The sequence below is a fragment of the Rhodococcus sp. RCBS9 genome, assembly GCF_029457415.1.
In the GTDB taxonomy this organism is placed as follows: Bacteria; Actinomycetota; Actinomycetes; order Mycobacteriales; family Mycobacteriaceae; genus Rhodococcus_F; species Rhodococcus_F qingshengii.
In genome coordinates, this window is record NZ_CP120422.1 from 1302608 (window position 1) to 1323642 (window position 21035).

At 63.6% G+C, this 21035-nt stretch carries 21 protein-coding genes; 11 read left to right on the top strand and 10 right to left on the bottom strand.

The annotated features are described in order from the left end of the window. Positions 1-13 precede the first annotated feature (13 nt). From P0M12_RS06150 to P0M12_RS06180, 7 genes are all read left to right on the top strand, one after another. Positions 14-793 carry an LmeA family phospholipid-binding protein gene (locus P0M12_RS06150; RefSeq protein ID WP_003939847.1) on the top strand — a complete coding sequence of 260 codons (780 nt, stop codon included), beginning with the start codon at positions 14-16 and terminating at the stop codon, positions 791-793. Beyond that, a complete protein-coding gene (locus tag P0M12_RS06155; protein ID WP_003939684.1) occupies positions 790-1266 on the top strand; it encodes a thioredoxin family protein in 477 nt (158 codons plus the stop codon). Before P0M12_RS06150 ends, P0M12_RS06155 begins: the two co-directional genes overlap by 4 nt. A 228-nt stretch (positions 1267-1494) precedes the next feature. Continuing rightward, positions 1495-1965, top strand: a complete 471-nt coding sequence (locus P0M12_RS06160; RefSeq protein WP_003940408.1) for a DUF4395 domain-containing protein — start codon at positions 1495-1497, stop codon at positions 1963-1965. A 74-nt stretch (positions 1966-2039) separates the two neighbouring features. Further along, positions 2040-2873: a sulfurtransferase gene (locus P0M12_RS06165; RefSeq protein WP_003939859.1), complete on the top strand. Its 834-nt coding sequence runs from the start codon at positions 2040-2042 to the stop codon at positions 2871-2873. Between the two features lie 2 nt (positions 2874-2875). After that, positions 2876-3181 (top strand): DUF1416 domain-containing protein, encoded by a 306-nt coding sequence (locus P0M12_RS06170; RefSeq protein WP_003939797.1) that lies wholly within the window; start codon positions 2876-2878, stop codon positions 3179-3181. A gap of 291 nt (positions 3182-3472) precedes the next feature. Then, positions 3473-4078 (top strand): FABP family protein, encoded by a 606-nt coding sequence (locus tag P0M12_RS06175; protein ID WP_172827035.1) that lies wholly within the window; start codon positions 3473-3475, stop codon positions 4076-4078. Between the two features lie 144 nt (positions 4079-4222). Then, the gene (locus tag P0M12_RS06180; RefSeq protein WP_064443782.1) at positions 4223-5263 is read left to right on the top strand and encodes a type IV toxin-antitoxin system AbiEi family antitoxin domain-containing protein; all 1041 of its coding nucleotides are present in this window, start codon (positions 4223-4225) and stop codon (positions 5261-5263) included. 233 nt (positions 5264-5496) lie between these two features. Here P0M12_RS06180 and cydC read toward each other — a convergent pair whose 3' ends face one another. From cydC to P0M12_RS06205, 5 genes are all read right to left on the bottom strand, one after another. Beyond that, a complete protein-coding gene (cydC, locus tag P0M12_RS06185; protein WP_277377525.1) occupies positions 5497-7185 on the bottom strand; it encodes a thiol reductant ABC exporter subunit CydC in 1689 nt (562 codons plus the stop codon). Further along, the gene (cydD, locus tag P0M12_RS06190) at positions 7175-8863 is read right to left on the bottom strand and encodes a thiol reductant ABC exporter subunit CydD (RefSeq protein WP_073512758.1); all 1689 of its coding nucleotides are present in this window, start codon (positions 8861-8863) and stop codon (positions 7175-7177) included. The genes cydC and cydD overlap by 11 nt, the downstream gene beginning before the upstream one ends. A 58-nt stretch (positions 8864-8921) precedes the next feature. Next, positions 8922-9965, bottom strand: coding sequence for a cytochrome d ubiquinol oxidase subunit II (cydB, locus tag P0M12_RS06195; RefSeq protein WP_003939727.1), 1044 nt, complete (start codon positions 9963-9965; stop codon positions 8922-8924). Between the two features lie 9 nt (positions 9966-9974). Next, the gene (locus P0M12_RS06200; protein WP_007733830.1) at positions 9975-11474 is read right to left on the bottom strand and encodes a cytochrome ubiquinol oxidase subunit I; all 1500 of its coding nucleotides are present in this window, start codon (positions 11472-11474) and stop codon (positions 9975-9977) included. A 154-nt stretch (positions 11475-11628) separates the two neighbouring features. After that, positions 11629-12492, bottom strand: coding sequence for an aminodeoxychorismate lyase (locus P0M12_RS06205; RefSeq protein ID WP_007733829.1), 864 nt, complete (start codon positions 12490-12492; stop codon positions 11629-11631). Between the two features lie 79 nt (positions 12493-12571). Here P0M12_RS06205 and P0M12_RS06210 point away from each other — a divergent pair, with 79 nt between their 5' ends. From P0M12_RS06210 to P0M12_RS06225, 4 genes are all read left to right on the top strand, one after another. Then, positions 12572-13693, top strand: a complete 1122-nt coding sequence (locus P0M12_RS06210; protein WP_277377526.1) for a folate-binding protein YgfZ — start codon at positions 12572-12574, stop codon at positions 13691-13693. 5 nt (positions 13694-13698) lie between these two features. After that, positions 13699-14358 carry an MOSC domain-containing protein gene (locus P0M12_RS06215; protein ID WP_228401286.1) on the top strand — a complete coding sequence of 220 codons (660 nt, stop codon included), beginning with the start codon at positions 13699-13701 and terminating at the stop codon, positions 14356-14358. Beyond that, complete coding sequence (locus tag P0M12_RS06220; RefSeq protein ID WP_003940365.1) at positions 14355-15308, top strand: asparaginase; 954 nt, start codon at positions 14355-14357, stop codon at positions 15306-15308. Before P0M12_RS06215 ends, P0M12_RS06220 begins: the two co-directional genes overlap by 4 nt. A gap of 202 nt (positions 15309-15510) precedes the next feature. Then, positions 15511-15714: a DUF3073 domain-containing protein gene (locus tag P0M12_RS06225; RefSeq protein WP_003940337.1), complete on the top strand. Its 204-nt coding sequence runs from the start codon at positions 15511-15513 to the stop codon at positions 15712-15714. 150 nt (positions 15715-15864) lie between these two features. Here the strand turns inward: P0M12_RS06225 and purM are convergent, their stop codons facing one another. The 5 genes from purM to purF form a co-directional block, all read right to left on the bottom strand. Beyond that, the gene (gene purM / locus P0M12_RS06230) at positions 15865-16944 is read right to left on the bottom strand and encodes a phosphoribosylformylglycinamidine cyclo-ligase (RefSeq protein WP_003940225.1); all 1080 of its coding nucleotides are present in this window, start codon (positions 16942-16944) and stop codon (positions 15865-15867) included. Positions 16945-17151: 207 nt separating this feature from the next. Continuing rightward, positions 17152-17898, bottom strand: coding sequence for an AIM24 family protein (locus P0M12_RS06235; RefSeq protein WP_003939813.1), 747 nt, complete (start codon positions 17896-17898; stop codon positions 17152-17154). Between the two features lie 13 nt (positions 17899-17911). Further along, the gene (locus P0M12_RS06240) at positions 17912-18589 is read right to left on the bottom strand and encodes an AIM24 family protein (RefSeq protein ID WP_003939918.1); all 678 of its coding nucleotides are present in this window, start codon (positions 18587-18589) and stop codon (positions 17912-17914) included. Between the two features lie 3 nt (positions 18590-18592). Beyond that, a complete protein-coding gene (locus P0M12_RS06245) occupies positions 18593-19201 on the bottom strand; it encodes an AIM24 family protein (RefSeq protein ID WP_003940441.1) in 609 nt (202 codons plus the stop codon). 144 nt (positions 19202-19345) lie between these two features. After that, positions 19346-20923 (bottom strand): amidophosphoribosyltransferase, encoded by a 1578-nt coding sequence (purF, locus tag P0M12_RS06250; protein ID WP_003940541.1) that lies wholly within the window; start codon positions 20921-20923, stop codon positions 19346-19348. Positions 20924-21035: the final 112 nt, after the last annotated feature.

The window sequence follows — 21035 nt, forward strand, 5'->3', positions numbered from 1 at the left end:
TCACAATGGTGCGGTGCGCAAACTGATCATCGGCATCGTCTTTCTCCTCGGCCTCGGACTGGTGGCCGATTTCGGCGCGGCCGCGTACGCCGAGTACCGGGTTTCCCGCGAGCTCCGAACCGGCGCATCACTCGAGTCGGATCCGGAGGTCACCTTCAACGGGTTCCCCTTCCTCACCCAGGCACTCGGCGGGAAATACAAGGACGTCTACGTCAGAGCTACCGGCGTCCAGAGCGACGTGGTGGGCGAAGTGACCGTCGAGGCCGATCTGCGCGGGGTCACCGTTCCCTTCTCCGACATCGTGAACGGCAATGTCACCCAACTCCCCGTCGACAAACTCGACGGCCGGATGGGAATCAACGCCACCGACCTCGGAAAGCTGCTCAATATCCCTGACCTGCAGGTATCTTCGCCGCCGGCCAACAAGTCGGATGGCACCGGGGGCAGCGGCGGAACCGGAGCGAGCACCGCGGGCGCCGTCGTGCTGACGGGAACGGTTGCCGTCGGTCCGGTCGAGACTGCAGTGAGCGTGCAGGCCAACCTCGTTCTGGAAGGTGGGCAGGTCAAGATCGTCGCCAGCAATCTGTACTTCGGTCCGGAGGGCAAAGCCGATTTCTCGATCCCCGCAGCACTCGAACCCGTCGTCCTCGGACTGTTCAGCTACACGATCGATCCGCAGGCACTCCCCTACGGAATTCAGCCGAGCCTGGTCTACGCGGAAGGCGGAAGAATCGTGATCGAAGGCAGCGCCGAAAACACGACGATCGATCTCGCAGAGCTGCAGAACCGATGACCGGGATCACAATCCTGCTGGTCGCGCTGGTCGCCGTCGTCGCGGTCGGGCTCTTTCTCAAGTCGCGCAACGGAAAGGTCCGAGTCACCACGCCGGCCGCGACCGGCGCGGCGGACAGTCGCCTCGAACTGCTCCGCGCCGCTGGAGTCTCTTCGCCGAACGGCGGACCCGTCGTACTGCATTTCTCTGCCGACTGGTGCGGACCGTGCGCGGCAGTACGCCGCGTCGTCGGTCAGGTCGTGATCTCGATGGCCGACGCTCCCCGTCCGCCGGTGGAGATCGAGCTCGACATCGACAAGGAACCGGCTCTGGCACGCGAGATGAGTGTCCTCTCGCTGCCCACCACCTTCATCCTCGACGGTGGCCTGGAGGAACAGTTCCGGGTGTCCGGAGTGCCATCCGCAGCGGATCTGAAAGCTGCACTCGTACCACTATCCGGACCCCACGAGCCAAAATCCGAGAATTCGGGGTAAACTCGCCGACGTGCAAACCCGCCACGAGCTGATGCTCACCCGACGCCGCGCAGTAGACCTGTGCCGCCTCGGGGGCTGTTGCTGTACCTGTTGCTGATCACCACATCCGTCAGATCTCTCTGACCTTCGAGCTTTCGCTCACGTGATCAATCCACCGAGTGGGACTTTGACGTCCCGTTTTCTCGGTCCAGGCACAGCATCATGCAATCCAGCGCAGGAGCACTCCCGATGTCCACAACCACACCCCAGCTCGAGCAGGTCGACGTCCGCGGACCTCGATTCGCCGCGTGGGTCACCACCGGCGTTCTCGTACTCACGCTCATCCTCTCGACCTTCTCACTGCCCGCCGCCACCGTCGTTCTCGCACTGCAGGCCATAGTCTTCGCGGTCGGAGCGGTACTCGGCCCCAAGCGCAGCCCGTACGGCCAGATCTTCGGCAAGCTCGTCGCCCCGCGACTCTCGCCGGTCAGCGAACGCGAACCCGTGGCACCGCTGCGCTTCGCGCAGTTCGTCGGCTTCGTCTTCGCATTGGCAGGCACGGTCGGTTTCCTGGCCGGGTCGACGATCGTCGGCACCGTTGCCACCGGCTTCGCCTTGTTCGCGGCCCTGCTCAACGCCGCGTTCGGTATCTGCCTCGGCTGCCAGATCTATCCACTCGTCGCAAGGCTGCGAAATACCGGCCGCGCTACCACCGCGTGAAAACGCTTGCCCCACAACCCTGCTGAACCCCTGCTAGATAACGACCGATGCAAGACCATATCGAAAGGAACACCATGGCTCGCTCCGACGTCCTAGTCTCCGCTGACTGGGCTGAGCAGAACCTCAACACCCCCAAGACCGTTTTTGTCGAGGTGGACGAGGACACCAGCGCATACGACGGCGGCCACATCGAGGGTGCAGTCAAGCTCGACTGGCGCAAGGACCTCCAGGACGGCGTCCGACGCGACTTCCTGAACCAGGAGCAGTTCTCGGATCTGCTCTCCGCCAAAGGCATTGCGAACGACGACACCGTCGTTCTCTACGGTGGCAACAACAACTGGTTCGCCGCTTACGCTTACTGGTACTTCAAGCTGTACGGCCACCAGGACATCAAGCTGATCGACGGCGGCCGCAAGAAGTGGGAACTCGACGGACGCCCGCTCTCCAAGGACGCAGTCAACCGCGAAGCCACGCAGTACAAGGCCGAGACCCCCGACTTCTCGATCCGCGCTTTCCGCGACGAGGTCATCGACGCCATCGGCAGCAAGAACCTCGTCGACGTTCGTAGCCCTGACGAGTTCTCGGGCAAGATCCTCGCTCCCGCCCACCTTCCGCAGGAGCAGGCGCAGCAGCGTGGCCACGTCCCCGGAGCCATCAACATCCCGTGGAGCACCACCGCCAACGAGGACGGCACCTTCAAGTCGGACGACGACCTCGCCAAGCTGTACGCGGAAAAGGGCTTCGACGACACCAAGGAAACGATCGCCTACTGCCGCATCGGCGAGCGTTCGAGCCACACCTGGTTCGTCCTGCAGGAGATCCTCGGCAAGAACAACGTCAAGAACTACGACGGCAGCTGGGTCGAATACGGCTCACTCGTCGGCGCACCGATCGAATTGGGAGCCTGATCATGTGTGGAGCACCTACCCAGGGCCAGACCCTGCCTGCCGGCGTCGACGTCGAGAAGGAAACGGTCATCACCGGCCGCGTTCTCGCAGCTGACGGCCAGCCCATCGGCGGCGCATTCGTGCGTCTGCTCGACGGCTCCGGAGAGTTCACGGCCGAGGTCGTGGCATCGGGAACCGGCGATTTCCGCTTCTTCGCCGCTCCGGGCGAGTGGACCGTGCGTGCACTGTCCAGCTCGGGCAACGGCACCTCCACCGTCGCTCCCGAGGGCTCGGGCGTGCACAACGTGGACGTGACCGTCAGCAAGTAATTCCTGCTTTGTCAGGCGGCCCCGCACCCCTCCGGTGCGGGGCCTTCTGCATTCCGGCTCCCGATTTTTCCGGTCGGTCGCCGCGGTCTAAGATGTACCCGTGGTCATTTTCTTCGAGGTACTCCTCGCACTCGCATCCGTCATGATCGCTTGGTTCTCCGTGTACGTCGTGTACCGCTTGGTCACCGACGAGTCGTGAGTCAGGCTCCGGATTCAGGGTCCGACGCGACCTCTGACGATTCCGCCGCTGCAGGTGCCGTAAGGCGCGGCAGCGGGGACGAAGCTGTCGCCATCGCCGTCGAGCGCTCCAAGTCGACGGCGTCGCTCAACATTCCGACCCTGCCGGACCTTCCGTTGCCGGAGGACACCGCAAACCTGCGCCTCGGCCCGGACATCAATCCCGAACTCCTCGCGCTTCTCCCCCTCGTCGGTGTCTGGCGCGGCGAAGGTGAAGGACACGACGAGAACGGCGACTACGCCTTCGGTCAGCAGATCGTCATCTCGCACGACGGCGGCCCGTACCTCAATTGGGAGTCCCGGTCCTGGCGCCTCGACGCCGAGGGCAAGTACGTGAGCCCCGATCTGCGCGAGAGCGGTTACTGGCGCATGGGCGGCGACGGCATCCCGGGCAGCGTCAACCAGGAAGTGGTCGAACTCCTGCTCAGCCACAGCTCCGGTGTCGTCGAAATGTACTACGGGCGCGCACTCACCCAGGCATCGTGGGAACTTGCCACCGACGTGGTGATCCGCAGCCAGTCCGGTGCACTGTACGGCGGCGCGAAGCGTCTGTACGGCATCGTCGAAGGCGGCGACCTCGCGTACGTCGAAGAGCGGATCATGTCTGACGGTGGCCTGGAACCGCGTCTCTCGGCCCGCCTGACGCGCTACATCGGCTAGCTCTGCTGTGCGCCTTTATTATCCCCCGGCGGTTAATAAAGGCGCACAGCAGATTTATCCACAGGCACCGACAAATCCCACAGGCGGGCTTCGGAGCGGCATCTTCGACCGATTCTTGTCGGTCCGCGATCTCACGGTATTCGCATGAGCTGCGACTACATCGATCCTGATCTCCGAAGACTCTTCGACTTCCAGCACGGACTCGCGACCAACAAACAACTACGCCCTTTCGGCTATTCACCGCGGCGCATCCAACATCTGGTCGAATCGGGTCAATGGACAACCGTCCTCCACGGCGTTCAATCCAGCACCAACGGCCCGCTCAACCGAGCAATGATTCTCGAGGCCGCCCTTCTGTTCGGCGGCGGAGAGACCTACCTGAGTCACCGGACGGCAGCTGAAGAGTGGGGACTCACGCACATCGAGTCCGAACTGCCGATCCACATCACGGTCCGATACGGCAGATCCTCCCGCTGTCAGAGTCCGACGGTCAGACCCGAACGCTCCCCGGCGCGCCCCGTTCCGTTGGGGTGGTCCACTGCCCATCCCGGAGTGATCGTTCATCGTTCACGCGCTCAGGCCCACATCGGCGTTGCCACTCAGCCTGTTCGTACTTCGCTGGCCGACACCGCAATTGACCTGGCGGTTGCAGAGCCGTCGGCTCGCGACGCCGCTCGTTCTCTGGTTCGCTCGGCCACGGCGTGCAAAGTGTCACGGATGGAATTGCGCACCCGAATGGAATGCCGACGGCCGAGGCGATATGTCAAAGCGCTGTCCTCGACATTGGACCTGTTGGATCGCGGTGTCCAGTCGGTACTCGAGCATCGCTACGCAATCGAGGTCGAGCGAGCACACGGTTTGCCGGAAGCACGACGGCAATCGCCGGTCCTCGTCGATGGGAGAACTCTCTACGAGGACGTCGACTACCGCAATTGCGGTGTCGCACTGATCGTTCGACTCGACGGATTTGCCTTCCACTCTTCTCGAGCGACTGCACTGCGTGATCGTCGGCGAGGAAACGCATCCGAACTGTCAGGCAACGCCACACTGGTCTTCGGTTGGGAGGAGGTGGAGGGGGCCTCGTGCCGAACTGCAGCCGAGGTCAGAGCCATCCTCGAGCGCGGTGGATGGTGGGGGCCTAATCCTTGTCCACGCTGTGCGCCTTTATTAACCGCCGGGGGTTGATAAAGGCGCACGGCACGAAGCGACCCCCGAGCCACACCCACGCTTTCGCGCGGATCCCGGTCGGACTGATCGGGGGCTCGGGGGTCGGGTGGCTGCCTGGGATTCGCCGGCCGCTCACGCGGTAAGTGAATTCCATCAGCGATTGCGGCTAGCTGGCAGCCACCTCACGCGTCCGTCTGTACTTCAATTTCAGACCACCTCCTTCCTTGTGTACAGGAGAAAGTACGCCCACTTCACGATGACGGCAACGTATTTTCCACAGAAACTTTTCCGACGCATATCACCTGGTCAGCTGGTGTGCCGTCCGGAAGTTGGTGGGTGACGACAACAACGGTTCGCGAAGAATCGACCAGCGTTGCGTCGCGACTGAGCAACTCGCGCAGCAACTGAGCGCCGGCCTCCGCGTCCATGTGCTCGGTCGGCTCGTCGAGCAGCAGTACCTCCGCGGGCGAGACGATCGCGCGCGCCAACAGCAACCGACGACGCTCACCGCCCGAAACCGCTCGCATGCCGCCGACCAGGTAGGTGTCGAGCCCTTCCGGCAGTTCCGACAGCCAGTCGCCGAGACCAACTGCGGCAAGTGCCTTCTCCGCGTCCTCGGCGGTGAGGTCACCGCGTGCGACGCGCAGGTTCTCGAGTACCGACGTCTCGAAGAGGTGTGCGTCCTCGGCGAAGTACCCCACGTGCCGACGCAGCTCGGCCGGATCGATATCCGAAACGTCCACCGAGTCAACACGAACTGTTCCCGCGACGGGCGGCAGCAGTCCCGCCATCGTCATCAGCGCAGTGGTCTTTCCCGATCCACTCTCGCCGACGACGGCAACACGAGCACCGCGAGGAAGATCCACCGACAGCGGTTCGGTCACCTTTCCCCCGGGCCAACCCGCCCGCAACGCGTGCACACTCAGGACCCCGTCCTCCGGCCACGCACGATTTCCTTCAACGTGTTCGGCGTCGGCTCGATCGAGTACCGCCATGATGCGTGCCGACGCCAGCCGCGCCTTGGTCAATGCCACCGCCGCGCTGGGCAGTATCGCGGTTCCCTCGAAAGCCGACAGCGGAAGCAGTACAAGGATTCCCATGGACATCGGTGACATCTCGGTGGTTCCGTACAGCGTAATTCCGATCAGCAGGGCACCGAGGACGCTCACTCCGATTGCCAGGGGCGTGGCAGCGGTGGCAAAGGCACTCGGGACCGCCGCGCGATCGGTTGCGTCGACCACATCGTTCTCGGCGGACACAGCCTCGCTCACCGCCTGATCCAAGCGACCCGATACCCGGAGCTCGGCGGAATGGTCGAGGGCGGTCACCGCGGACTCACTGAATCGCGCTGCGGCAGCAGAACTGTCGGCCTCGGCGAGTCGAGCAGCACGAGCCGACAGCCAGGGTGCCGCGATCCCGGACACCGCCAGCGCAACGGCCAGAATGAGCGCGGCCGGAACCGAGATGAACAACAGGATTCCCACCGCAGCAAACGCGAGGACAATCGAGACCGCAATCGGGATCAGTGCTTTGACGACGACGTCGCCCAGTGCATCCACGTCGGCGCCCGTACGTGAGAGCAGGTCACCGCGTCGTAGTCCGGCTGCTGCCGCGGGATCTCCTGCGGCCAACTGCTGGTAGATCCTCGATCGCGCCGCGGTGGTTCCGCGCAACGCGACGTCGTGCGTCGTCAATCGTTCGAGATAGCGGAAGACACCACGTGAGATTCCCAATGCGCGTACGGCAACTACCGCAACACTGAGATCGAGAACGGGGGGCATCTCCCAAGCACGCGTGATCAACCATGCGGACAGCGCGGCCAAGGCGAGTGCGCTACCGAGTGTTGCCACACCCGCCGCTACCGCCGTCAGTACGCGTCGTGGCCGAAGTTCCAGTAGCCGCAGAGCACGCAGAAGCGGATCGTGAGCGTCACTTCTCATGAGCGCGCACCTCGACGATCCGGTCAGCTGCGGCAAGCACACTCGGACGGTGGCCGATCACGACAACGGTGTCGCCACGCTCCGCCCGTGCTCTCAGAGAAGCCAACACTGTCCCTTCCGAATCCGAGTCGAGGTGAGCGGTGGGTTCGTCCAGGACAAGAACTGCGCGGTCCGAGGCAAGCACGCGTGTCAGTGCCAGCCGTTGCCGCTGCCCCAAAGACAGACCTGTACCGCCGACGCCGATCACGGTCTCGACGCCCGCAGGCAGCTCGGCCAGTACCGCGTCGAATCCCGTCGCAGCAGCGGCGCGAGCCAATGCTTGCGCATCGACGACCCCGGTGAGATCGAGATTTTCACGAACGGTGCCGGGCAGGAGGACCGGATGTTGCGGTAGCCAGGCCAACTGACTCCACCACGCGTGCTCGTCCAGGTCTCGGACATCGACGCCGGCGACCGTCACGCGCCCACTGCTCGGTTCGATCAACCCGAGCAGCGCGTGCACTGCCGTCGACTTGCCGCAGCCGTTGGGACCGGTGAGCACGGTGATCGCCCCTGGCGATGCCACGGCGGAAAGTCGAGACGGTGCGACTCCCCCACGAGAGGTCACGCCGAGTCCATCGAAGACGATGTCGGCACCGCGAGCGACCACCGTCGTGCTACCACCCTCCGGTGCGGCAGAATCCGCCTCGATAACCTCGAATGCCTTGTCGGCTGCCGCCATTCCGTCCTCGGCGGCGTGGAACTGGGTTCCCACCATCCGAAGTGGCAGGTACACCTCGGGGGCGAGGATCAACGCGACTATCCCCGGCTCGAGTGACATGTCGCCGTACACCAGTCGCAAGCCGATACTCACGGCCACCAACGCGACGCAGAGCGTTGCGAGCAGTTCCAGCACCATCGAGGACAGGAACGCGACGCGGAGAGCTGACATCGTCGTTCGCCGATGAGCGTCACCGAGTTCACGGACGCGCTCGGCAGGACCTTGCTGACGACCGAGCGCCCGCAGCGTCGGCAAACCGGCAAGGAGATCGAGCAGTTGCGAAGACAACGTGGTCATCGCTGCCAGCGTCTTCTCCGACTTACCCTTTGTCAGCAGGCCGATCAGAATCATGAAGATGGGGATCAGCGGCAGCGTCACGAAGATGATGACCGCAGACGTCATGTCCTGCACCGCAATGACTATCAGGGTGATGGGTGTCAGCGTCACCGACAAGACCAGGGCCGGAAGGTATCCCGTCAGGTACGGACCAAGGCCGTCGACACCTCGGGTGACCACGGTCGCGATCTCGTCACGCCGCGGATCCAGATCGCGAGGACTCATCGCCGTCGCCGACGTCAGCACGCCGTTCTTGATCTCGGCAACGACGCGAGTCGACGCCCGGTGCGCATACCTGGTCTGCAGCCAGGTCCCCAGAACTCGGACCGCCACAGCTGCGGCGAGAACAACCAATTCGGTTGTCCACGAGGAAACATCCACAGTTCGAGTGGTGATCACTCCGGCCAGCACCCGGCCGATCATGAGCGCCGCGACGATGACCATCACGACGTTCACCATCGACAGAGCAACAGTCAGGATCAGATAGCCGCGCGCAGAAGCGGAATGTCGCCACAGCCGCGGGTCGATCGGCCCCCGGCGACGCTCCCGAGTGGTGGGAGCGTCGCCTACTTCGATAGTCACGTGAATTCGACCGTCAGTTCTTTCGTGATTCGAATGTGTCGTGATTCAAGGTTGGTGACTACCACGTCTTCTCCTTGAATCGCAGACCGATCGACGCCGGAATCTGCTTGGAGGAGATGCGCTGTCGGAACACCCAGTACGTCCAACCCTGGTAGATGATCACCACCGGCGTCATGAATGCCGCGGCCCACGTCATCACCTTGAGCGTGTACGGACTCGACGACGCGTTCTCGATGGTCAGGCTGTACGCCGGATCCAGCGTCGACGGCATGACGTTCGGGAACAGCGAGGCGAACAGCAGCACGACGGTGGCGATGACGGCCACACAGGTGAGAACGAAGGCCCAGCCTTCGCGCTCGGCCCGCGTCAGGAAGACGACGCCGATCAGTGCCGCAGCAGCGGCAGCTACCAGAATCCACGTCCATCCCTTGCCGTAGGCGAGTTGCGTCCACAGAACGAATCCGCCGGCAACAGGAATAGCTGGAATTGCCAGTCGTGCAGCAATTTTCACGGCATCTTCACGAACCTCGTCGGCACTCTTGAGTGCCAGGAACACTGCACCGTGGAGAGCGAACACCAGCGCGGTGGTCAGACCGCCGAGCAGCGCGTACGGATTGAGCAGATCGAAGAATCCCGACTCGACCTGCTTGTCGGCGTTGATCGCCACGCCCCGAACGATGTTCGCGAAAGCCACGCCCCAGAGAACTGCCGGGACCCAGGAGCCGAAGATGATGCCCCAGTCGCAACGCTGACGCCATTTGTCGTCGTCGATCTTGCTTCGCCATTCGATGGCACAGATACGAACGATCAAGGCCACCAGGATGATCAGCAGCGGTAGATAGAACCCGGAGAACAACGTCGCGTACCACTCCGGGAATGCCGCGAACATCGCGCCACCGGCGGTGATCAGCCACACTTCGTTGCCGTCCCACACCGGGCCGATCGTGTTGAGCGCTACCCGTCGACGCGTATCGGCCGGGAGGTCACTGCCTCTGCCGACGATCGGCATGAGCATTCCGACACCGAAGTCGAACCCTTCGAGGACGAAGTAACCGATGAACAGTACTGCGACGAGCACGAACCATACTTCTTGAAGTCCCATGATCGCCTCCTAGTACGCGAACGACAGTTGTTTGGGCTTGTCCGGATCTTCCGGCTCGTCATGATCTGTATCGCCCGGCGGATGCATGTCGTGCTCCAACGGGCCTTCCTTCGCGTACCGCACGATCAGCTTGAACCAGACGACTCCCAGCGCTCCGTACAGCAGGGTGAAGGTGATCAGCGAAGCCCAGACGGTAGCCGACGCGTGGTCCGAAACACCTTGGTCGACAGTAAGTCTGATCATGTCGACGCCGGTCGGGTTGGGATGCACCACCCAGGGCTGACGGCCCATCTCGGTGAAGATCCAACCGGCGCTGTTCGCCATGAACGGAGTGGGGATCGCGACCAGGCTGAGTATTCCGAACCACTTCTGGTCCGGGACCCGCCCCTTACGAGTGACCCACAGTCCCGCGAGAGCCAGTGCTGCCGAACCGGCGGCGAGGCCGATCATGGCGCGGAAAGACCAGTACGTGACAAAGAGATTCGGTCGGTAGTTACCCGGTCCGAAGTCCTGCTCCGCCTGCTCCTGCAGTTGGTTCACGCCTTGCAGTTCGACGCCGGTGAACTTGCCCTCGGCCAACCATGGAAGAACGAACGGCACCTTCAGAACGTGCGTCACGCTGTCACAGTTGTTGTGAGTGCCGATAGTGAGGATCGAGAAGTCCGGATCCATCTCGGTGTCGCACAGCGATTCCGCCGACGCCATCTTCATGGGTTGCTGCTGGAACATGAGCTTGCCTTGGACGTCACCGGTATAGATGATGCCGATTCCGGCCACGATCATGACGAGCAACGCGAATCGTGTTGCCGGGCGGTACATCGTCCGTGCGTCGGCTTCGAGGCGCTCGGCTTCGGCGGCCTCAGCCTGCTTGGCGCGGCGCATGTTCCGCACCATCCACCAACCACTGATGCCGGCGACGAACGTCGCCGCTGTCAGGAAGGCGCCGGCAACCGCGTGCGGGAAGGCAGCGAGAGCGGTGTTGTTGGTCAGCAGCTCCCAGATACTGGTGAGCTCGGCACGACCCGTTTCAGGGTTGTACGTCGCACCGACCGGATGCTGCATGAACGAGTTGGCCGCGATGATGAAGAATGCCGACGCGTTGACGCCGATCGCCACGAGCCAAATGCACGCCAGGTGTACAAGTTTGGGCAGCCTGCCCCAACCGAAGATCCAGAGTCCGATGAAGACGGACTCCATGAAGAAGGCGACGAGGCCTTCCAATGCGAGCGGAGCTCCGAAGACGTCACCGACGAATCGCGAGTACTCGCTCCAGTTCATGCCGAACTGGAACTCCTGCACGATGCCGGTGGCTACACCGAGTGCGAAGTTGATGAGGAAAAGCTTGCCGAAGAACTTGGTGAGCCGATACCAGTGGTCCTTTTTGGTGACCACCCACATCGTCTGCATGATCGCGATCATCGGCGCAAGTCCGATGGTCAGCGGAACAAGGATGAAGTGGTAGACGGTAGTGATACCGAACTGCCACCTGGAGACGTCCAAAGTATCCATTGGCTACTCCGAGAGTAGGGCCCTGGGACAGGCTTCGGGGTTCGAGACGCGGGCAGTCGCTCGGCCCCTGCGGACACGGTACTGCTGTCCGGTTTGGACCGCAGGACTTTGCTACTACCAAATGTAGTAGAGACCTGTCGCGATTCCTATTCGCCTATCGCCCTGCTGAATCCGAATCAATTGCACGTTCAACCAATTCCGCGAATTCCCCGGAGACCTTCGGCTCTGGCAATGTGAGCCCGTCGAGTGTATGGACGCGTGCGGCCAGCGTGACGCTCGAAACCATCCACACTCCGTCGGCCGCAATCAAATCCGCAGGTCGGAGGGTTTCGTATCGGCAATCGAAGCGAGCACTGCCGGCAACGTCGAACAGGGCGCGCTGCGTAGTGCCCATCAAAATGCCCTGTGCGGGAGGCGGTGTGATCAAAGTCCTGTCCCGAACGATCACCACCGTCGAGCGTGGCCCCTCCAACACATTGCCCTCGGAACTGACGAAGATCACATCGTCAGCACCCAAATTCGCCGCATATCGAAGCGCTGCCATGTTGGTTGCGTACGACAACGTCTTCGCGCCCAGTAGCTGCCAGGGTGCCCGGGCAGAGAGATCGACAGAGAAACCTCGCTCGAGAGTCATCACCGACAACCCCGATTCGCGGACCTGTCTGACCCGATCGGCCACCGGACCGACCATCACGAAGGCTGTCGGCTTGTCACCGCTCTCACGGCCGCGGGTCAGAACAAGACGAAGAGCGCCTTCCTTCTCGGTCCCCCACTCCTCGGCAGCCATCTCGATCGCCAGACGCCAATCATCGAGAACGGGAGCGGGCAGACCGAGTGCCCGCGCGCTCAGAACCAGTCGACTCAGGTGTCCCTCGACCACCCGGGCGCGGCCGTCGCGTACCAACAGCGTCTCGAAGACTCCGTCGCCGCGCACCACCGCCAGGTCGTCGGCGTGCAGAAACGGTGCGTCAGCATCGAGCACCTCATGGTCGAGAGTCACCAATACGCGATCAGGCATGCCATCAACCCTAACGATCCGCCAAGCCGCCGGGGCCGCCCTGTAACCGCGATCCCGCCCACACTCCTAGACTGGTCTCGTGGTCGACAACGCTCTTGTGCCCAACAGCCCACTTCTGACTTCCCCCGGCGCGGTCACCGCACCGGACGGTTCGGCCGACATCGGTGTCGCGTGGCACTACGGCGATCCCCTCGGTGAACAGCGAACCGCGCAGCGCGCAGCAGTGGTGGTCGACCGCAGTCACAGATTCGTGATCGCCATTCCCGGCGACGAACGCCTCACCTGGTTGCACACGATCTCGAGCCAGCACATCGCCGCGCTCCCCGACGGCAGGAGCGCCGAGAACTTGAGCCTGGACGTCAACGGACGCGTCGAGCACCACTTCGTGCAGACGGACCTGGCAGGTGTCACCTGGATCGACACCGAGGCGAACCGCGGACCCGACCTTCTCTCCTTCTTGAAGAAGATGGTGTTCTGGTCCAAGGCCGAACCTCGAGACGGCAACGAACTCGCGGTCCTGAGCCTGATCGGACCCGAAGCGTCAACTGTCCTCGCCGCACTCGAGGTTCAGACACCCACCGAGGCCTACGACGCTCACGCCTTGGCCGACGGCGGATTTGTCCGCCGCATGCCGTGGCCTACCGAGAACTCTTTCGACCTTCTCGTCCCACGTGAGCAACTGGCAGCGTGGTGGACCAGGCTGACCGATGCCGGCGCCAAGCCCGCCGGCAGTTGGGCCTTCGAGGCACTGCGCGTCGAAGCGACGAGGCCTCGCCTCGGACTGGACACCGACGAACGGACCATCCCGCACGAGGTCCACTGGATCGGTGGGCCGGCCGAGCACGGCGCCGTCCACCTCGACAAGGGGTGCTACCGCGGTCAGGAAACCGTCGCCCGAGTTCACAATCTCGGCAAGCCCCCGCGCCATCTCGTCATGTTGCACCTCGACGGCAGCGCCGAAGCCGTCCCGGAACCGGGTGACCCGATCACGGCGGGCGGACGGGCCGTCGGACGCGTCGGGACCGTCGTCAATCATCACGAGCTCGGCCCCATCGCACTCGCTCTGATCAAGCGCAACATCCCGGTCGACACCGAACTGATGGCCGGCCCCAGCGCTGCGTCCATCGATCCGGATTCGATCGTGGCGGACGACGCACCCCAGGCCGGACGTGAGGCTGTCAACCGATTGCGCGGAAAGTGACGGGCATGGTCGACGCGGTCTGCGTCGTCCACACCGAACGTGACAGTGGCGTCAGGCGAGTCCCCCGTACCGCGATCGACAAGCGTCCCGTCGACGGCCGCGTCGCGGTCGGCCGACTCGGTCTGGGTGGCGACTACGTCTGCGACACCGAGTTCCACGGCGGCGCCTTCCAAGCTGTCTACGCGTATCAGCGCGACGAAGCGCAGCGCTGGTCGGACGAATTGGGCCGACCTCTCGGCCCCGGATGGTTCGGCGAGAATCTTCACATCAGCGGGATGCTCGTCACGGACGCCGTGATCGGCGAGCGTTGGCACATCACCGGAGCCGAGGCGTCGGACGTTCTCGAACTCGAGGTGACTGCTCCCCGCGTCCCGTGCGGCACCTTCGGCATCTGGGCCGCGGAAAAGGGCTGGGTCAAAAGATTCACCGAGCGGACCGACGTCGGCGCCTACCTTCGCGTCAACCGGACCGGCACGATCGCCGCGGGCGATTCGGTCACCCGAGTCCACGTACCGGATCACGGAGTGACTGTTCGAGAGGTCTTCGCCGGAACGGACCCTGAGCGGCTTCGACGGCTGCTCGCAGAACACACCGACCTTGCACCGAACGTCACCGCGCGCGTCCAGAGGTTCATCGAACAAGCAGAAGCGCAGGTGCACTCGTGAGTATCGAATTGGTGGAAGTGGTCCGCTCCGGATTCCGCGAATGCGTGCATCGCGGATCGGCCGTCATTCTCGGCGCCGACGGCGAGGTCGTTGTCGGACTCGGGGAAATTCACACACCCATTTACCCGCGCTCGGCGAACAAGCCGCTGCAAGCCGTCGCTGCGCTTCGAAACGGCTTTGCACCCACCAGTCCGGAAGAGCTGGCCGTCGCGTCGTCCTCACATGCGGGCGAGGCCGATCACATCGAACTGGTCGCAGCGCTTCTCGCTCGCTACCAACTCGGTGTCGACCAGTTGCAGTGCCCCTCCGATCTGCCGGGCAACGAACTGGCCCGAGCCGAACTGATCGCAGCGGGCGAGCTTCCCAGCCCGATCTACATGACCTGCTCGGGCAAGCACTCCGCGATGCTCGCCACGTGCGTCGTGAACGACTGGCCGCTCGAGACGTACATGGAGCCGACTCATCCCCTCCAACTCGCGATCCAGGAGACGATCTTCGATCTCAGCGGCGAGGAAGAGCAGGAACTCGGCATCGACGGTTGTGGTCTCCCGATCGTGCCGCTCTCGCTCACGAACCTGGCTCGGGCATTCGGACGCCTGCCCTCGGCTGAGCCCGACTCACCCGAACGAGCTGTGGCCGACGCGGTCCGCGAGAACCCCTTCCTCGTCTCGGGCACCGGCCGCAACGATCAGCGCCTGATGTCCGCCGTGCCGGGTCTGTTCTCCAAGACCGGATACGACGGCATCTACGCCGGAGCGCTTCCCGACGGTTCCGCTTTCGCCCTCAAGATCGACGACGGTCACGAGCGGGCGCTCCTGCCCTTGGCGGCAGCTCTGCTCAAGCGGATGAACACCGAGTGGACCGAGGAGTTGGCGGCTCTCGCATCCGCTCCGGTCTTCGGCGGCGACGCCCGAGTGGGGACGATTCGCGCAATTCCCGGAAACTTCTGAGCAGTTCTCACAAAGTTCTGACGAGTTCTTTCAGCATCCTGGCAGCTCGCGGCCATAGTGAGAGCAATCAGACACGGCGGTGAGGCCTTCGTGGAAGCGGAAGCGACTTTTCCACGCTAGAGTGTGTGTCAGGAAACTTACACACTCAAACGGGGCCGCCAAATTCCCCAGGCCGCCCCGCGAAAGCGCGAGGGGGTCAGCCATGGGCCGCGGCCGGGCTAAGGCAAAGCAGACCAAGGTTGCACGCGAATTGAAATACAGCGTACCGACCACGGATTTCGACAGCCTGCAAAGAGAGCTCGCAGGTGGATCGACCAACTCGCATCGGAGCAGTGTCCGATCGGACCAGACTTCCGATAGGGAAGGGCATGCGCGAGAGGACGACTACGACGACTGGCGGCGTTGACCGCGCACTGCCACCGCGCAGACCGTGAAATGAGGAAGAGCTGATCGCTCTTCCTCATTTTTGCGTTCGATTTTCCGCCTCGCGCCTACTTGTACGGACACACAAAACTGCCCCACCGGATCTCTCCGATGGGGCAGCTGGCGTTGCGGTCTAGAAGCGCGGGTGGTCTCCGGCCAGGAACGCACGCTCTGCAGCGGCGTCCGACGCCTTCTTGACGCTACCGAGCGTCCAGCAGTCGATGTGGCGTGCGGTGAGGACGGCAAGTGCGCGGTCGACGTCCTCGGGTGCGACGACGGCGACCATGCCGACGCCCATGTTGAACGTCTGCTCCATCTCGGCGCGCTCGACGCGTCCGCGTTGCGCGATCATGGCGAAGACCGGAGCGGGGCTCCAGGTTCCGCGATCGAGTTCGGCGACCAAGCCCTTGGGCATGACGCGCGCGAGGTTGTTGGCGAGGCCGCCACCGGTGACGTGGCAGAACGTGCGCACGTCGGTCTCGGCAGCGAGTGCCAGGCAGTCCTTGGCGTAGATCTTGGTGGGCTCGAGCAGCTCCTCACCGAGCGTGCGGCCGAACTCGTCGACGTGTGCGCTCAGGTTCATGCGGTCGATCTCGAGCAGGACCTTGCGGGCCAGTGAGTAACCGTTGGAGTGCAGTCCCGAAGAACCCATCGCGATGACGACGTCGCCGGGGCGAACGCGATCCGGTCCGAGCAGCTTCTCTGCCTCCACGACGCCGACACCGGTGGCGGAGAGGTCGTAGTCACCGTCGGCCATGATGCCGGGGTGCTCGGCGGTCTCGCCGCCGAGGAGAGCGCAGCCGGCCTGGATGCAGCCCTCGGCGATTCCGCTGACCAATTCCGCGACGCGCTCGGGGATGACCCGGCCGACGGCGATGTAGTCCTGGAGGAACAGCGGCTCGGCGCCACAGACGACGAGGTCGTCGACAACCATGGCGACGAGGTCGAGTCCGACCGTGTCGTGCTTGTCCATCGCCTGCGCGACAGCGAGCTTGGTTCCGACGCCGTCGGTCGATGCGGCGAGCAACGGCTCCTTGTAGTCACCCTTGAGGGAGAACAAGCCGGCGAAACCACCGAGGCCACCCATGACCTCGGGGCGGCTGGCCTTCTTGGCCAGAGGGGCGAAGAGTTCCACCGCCCGGTCGCCTGCGGCGATATCGACTCCTGCTGCCGCGTAGGAGGCGCCTGCGGTGCGGTGACTGTCCTCGGTCATCGGGTTACTACTCCAGCCTTGTATTTCTCGCGAGCACGTATTGCTCGTGCACAGGTAAGTGGTCTTGCAATGTGAAGTGTTTGCAATCCTCGTGACGCGAGATGGATCGTTCGACTCGAGACCCAGAGCGCGCACACAAATACCGACGATTACGCCCATACGCTACCGGACCTGCCCCCTCGGTGAGACCTCGCGTACCCCGAGACGTCAGTTCTGCAGCCGCGCACCGATCGAGGCGTGCAGTGCGCGCAGACTGTTCTGCCCGAGTGCGACGGTCTCGGATTCGATGTGTTTGAGGAGGTGTCCGTCGTGGACGACCTTCTCGCTCGACTGGATCAGTACCGTCCCGGCTCCGGTGAAATCGAACTGGCGTTCTTCGCCGGTGTTCGCGCCGAACATGCTTCCGCGAACCGCGCCCAGGAAGCTCTGCATCCAGTCGGCATCGAAGTGGTGGGACGGCGACGGGCAGTCGGCCCAACCCACCAACGCCTGCGGGTCGATGCGCAGCGGCGGCTCCGCGAACATGACCGGGCCATTGGACGACGCCAGGAACTTGCCTGTCCCCAGTAGCGTCAAAAAGCCTGGGACGATGGATTGTTTGAGGTCCAGGCTGGTCTCGAAGGCGAGGAGATTGGCCGCGCGAATCGTGAGGTTGCCGTCGTCGAGGTCGTAGGAATTGATGTTGAATCCGCGGTCCCCGAGGATCAACTTGCCTTGCCCCTGAGCGAGCACCCAGTCGTCGGCGTAGAGCGGCGAAGAGAACCTGGCCGCGACGATCGCCGTCATACTCGTGCGCCCGAGCGGCTCGAAGTTGATGTTTCCGTAGTACGCGATCATCGCGCCCTTGGACGTGAACCACGGCTGCCCGGCCATCTCGACGCAGAAGGCGTAGTCGTTGCCCGGGACGTTGTCGTTGGCGGGCAGAGTTGCCGGATTGTGAATTTCGATACCCATGCTCTGTGCCCTCTCAGAACTTCTGCTCGGACGCCTGGACCCAAACGGTGCCGGCGCCGGTCATCTTCAGCTGGATGGACTCCCCCGAGCCCTTGCCGACGGCCTCGCGCCAGCCGACGTTCGCGGAGATGTCGACGTTGATCTGACCGATGTGGCACACGTATGCCTGCGGGTCGACGACGACCTGAGGATTGTTCGGACCGACCTGCAACGGAATCGCGCCCCCGTGCGAGAGGACCGCGACGCTTCCCTGTCCGTGCAACTGCGTCGTGAACAGCCCTTGACCGGTCATGGCGCCGCGTACTGCTCCGCGCACACCGCCCTGCGACGTGAGAGCGACTATCGAACTCTGGAGGTAACCGTCGTGTGCGAGGAGTCGGTCGGCTTCGACCGTGAGCATCGACGAACCGTCGAGGTGGATGACCTCGACGTACAAGCCGGCATGCCCGTAGAAGACCTCACCGTTTCCCTCGGCCGCCATCATGCGTGCATGCTCGCCGGACATCATGCGGCCGGCCATCCCGGCGATACCGCCCATGTTCGGCATGGCGCCGGGCCCACCGCCCATGCTGTGCGGGATGAAGCGGACGTCACCGGTGTAGTAGAGCATCGACCCGGTGCGGGCGAGCACGTTCTGGCCCGGCGCGAGGGTCGACTTGACGACCTTGCTGTTCACCAATTCCAACGGCATGGTTCAGCGCTCCTCGGGCTGGATGTAGACGACTCCGGATCCGTCGAATCGCAGCGAGAACGCTTCACCGCTGCCACCGCCGATCGCAGAGCGCCAGGTGACGTCGGTGACGAAGCTCTGGTTCAGCTGGCCACGGTGAGCGACGAATGCGTCGGGATCGGCAACCAGCGGATACTGCGGGCTGACTTCGAGCGCGATGATCGGTCCGCCCTTCGACAGCACCGCCACCAGACCGGTGCCGCTGACGACCGTCGTGAACAAGCCCTGTCCGGAACCTGCGCCGCGGAGACCGGCAAATTTCACGTCGGTTCGCAGTTGGCCGACCAATGCGAGCAATTGCGAGGCTTCGACGTGCAAAGCGTCGTTGTTGAGCTCGATGATCGTGATGTCCTGGGCGTCGACCGCGAAGTAGACGGTGCCTTGACCGCTGACTTCCATCAGGGACAGTGATTCACCTGCCGCCTTCTGTTTCAGCGCGGCACGTAACCCACCGCCACCGCCCATTCCGGCGTTCTTGAAGGTGATCGCACCCTCGTACGCCACCATCGAGCCGTTGATCGCTTTGATGGTGTCCCCCACCAGGTCTGCGACCAGAACCCGGTGCCCATCCATTCTCAGTTGCGCCACGGAGGGCACTATGCCAGATGCTCACGACGTATGCCGTGTCGTGGAACAGAAAGTCGTGAACAGAAAATCTGCCGCCCACATGCTGTGGACGGCAGATTCTCGGCTGTCGAATTTCAACGATTCTGATGTTCAGGGGCGGCTGAGCGCGCTCGCATTGTCGTTGTCGCGAGTGGCCGTCGAACCTGCGGTGCTCTCGAGCATCCCCTCGAGGACGTTCTTGCCGATCGACGTTTCCTTGGGAAGCGCGATCGGGTAGGTCCCGTCGAAGCACGCGGCGCACAGACGGCTGGCCGGCTGCTCGGTGGCGGCGATCATGCCCTCGGTGGAGATGTATCCGAGGGTGTCCGCTCCGATGGAACGACGCACACCGTCGAGCATCTCCTCGAACGTCGCATCCTGTCCGCCCGCGCCGTTGGCGATCAATTCGGCCGGTGAGGCGAAGTCGATGCCGTAGAAGCAGGGCCACTTGACCGGCGGCGAGGCGATACGGACGTGAATTTCAAGGGCGCCGGCTTCGCGGAGCATCCGGATGAGCGCACGCTGGGTGTTACCGCGGACGATCGAATCGTCCACCACCACAAGGCGCTTGCCGCGGATGACTTCCTTGAGCGGGTTGAGCTTGAGCCTGATACCGAGCTGACGGATCGTCTGCGACGGCTGGATGAAGGTACGGCCCACGTAGGCGTTCTTCATCAAACCCTGGCCGTAAGGAATGCCTGAGCCCTGTGCGTACCCGACTGCTGCGGGGGTGCCGGACTCGGGAACGGGGATGACCAAGTCACCTTCGGCGGGATGCTCGCTGGCGAGCAGACGGCCGATCTCGACGCGGGTCGAGTGGACCGAACGGCCACCGATGACGCTGTCGGGACGGGCAAGGTAGACGTACTCGAAGACACATCCCTTGGGCGTCGGATTCGCGAAACGTGAGGAGCGAACGCCGTCGGCGTCGATCGCAAGCAGCTCACCGGGTTCGATGTCGCGAACGAACGACGCACCGACGATGTCGAGGGCTGCCGTCTCGCTGGCGACTACCCAACCGCGGTCGAGTCGACCGAGGCAGAGCGGGCGGATGCCGTGCGGATCGCGCGCTGCATACAGCGTGTGCTCGTCCATGAAGGTGAGGCAGAACGCGCCCTCCAACGTGGGAAGCAATTCCATTGCGGCCTGTTCGATGGTGCTGTCGCCGGCAGCGTGTGCCAGGAGACCACCGATGAGGTCGGAGTCGGAAGTCGCGGCATTGGGGCGCTTGTCGTTGACCAGGCCGGCTGCACGGGTGCGGCTCGCGAGTTCAGCGGTGTTGACCAGGTTGCCGTTGTGGCCGAGCGCGATGCCGGTGCCGGCAGTGGTCGTACGGAAGATGGGCTGCGCGTTCTCCCACGTCGTGGAACCGGTGGTGGAGTAACGGCAATGTCCGACGGCGACGTGACCTGGCATCGCTGCGAGGGTCTGCTCGTCGAATACCTGGCTGACCAGGCCGAGATCCTTGAACACCAGCACCTGGGAGCCGTCGGCTACCGCAATGCCGGCAGCTTCTTGACCACGGTGCTGAAGTGCGTACAGGCCGTAATAAGTGAGCTTCGCCACATCCTCTCCCGGCGCCCAGACGCCGAATACACCGCATTCTTCGCGGGGCTCGTTCTCGTCCTCGTCGGACGGGTTCGAAGCGAGGAGATTTGGACTGTTGACCGACAGATCGGCACGAGTCACCGGGCGCTCCCTTTGTGGGCAGGGGTTGGGGGGCATCCACAGTCTACGGCCATTTTGGGACTCACTTCCCCTGAGGGCTGCCTTGGCTCTCAGATCACGCCGAAGCGAACCG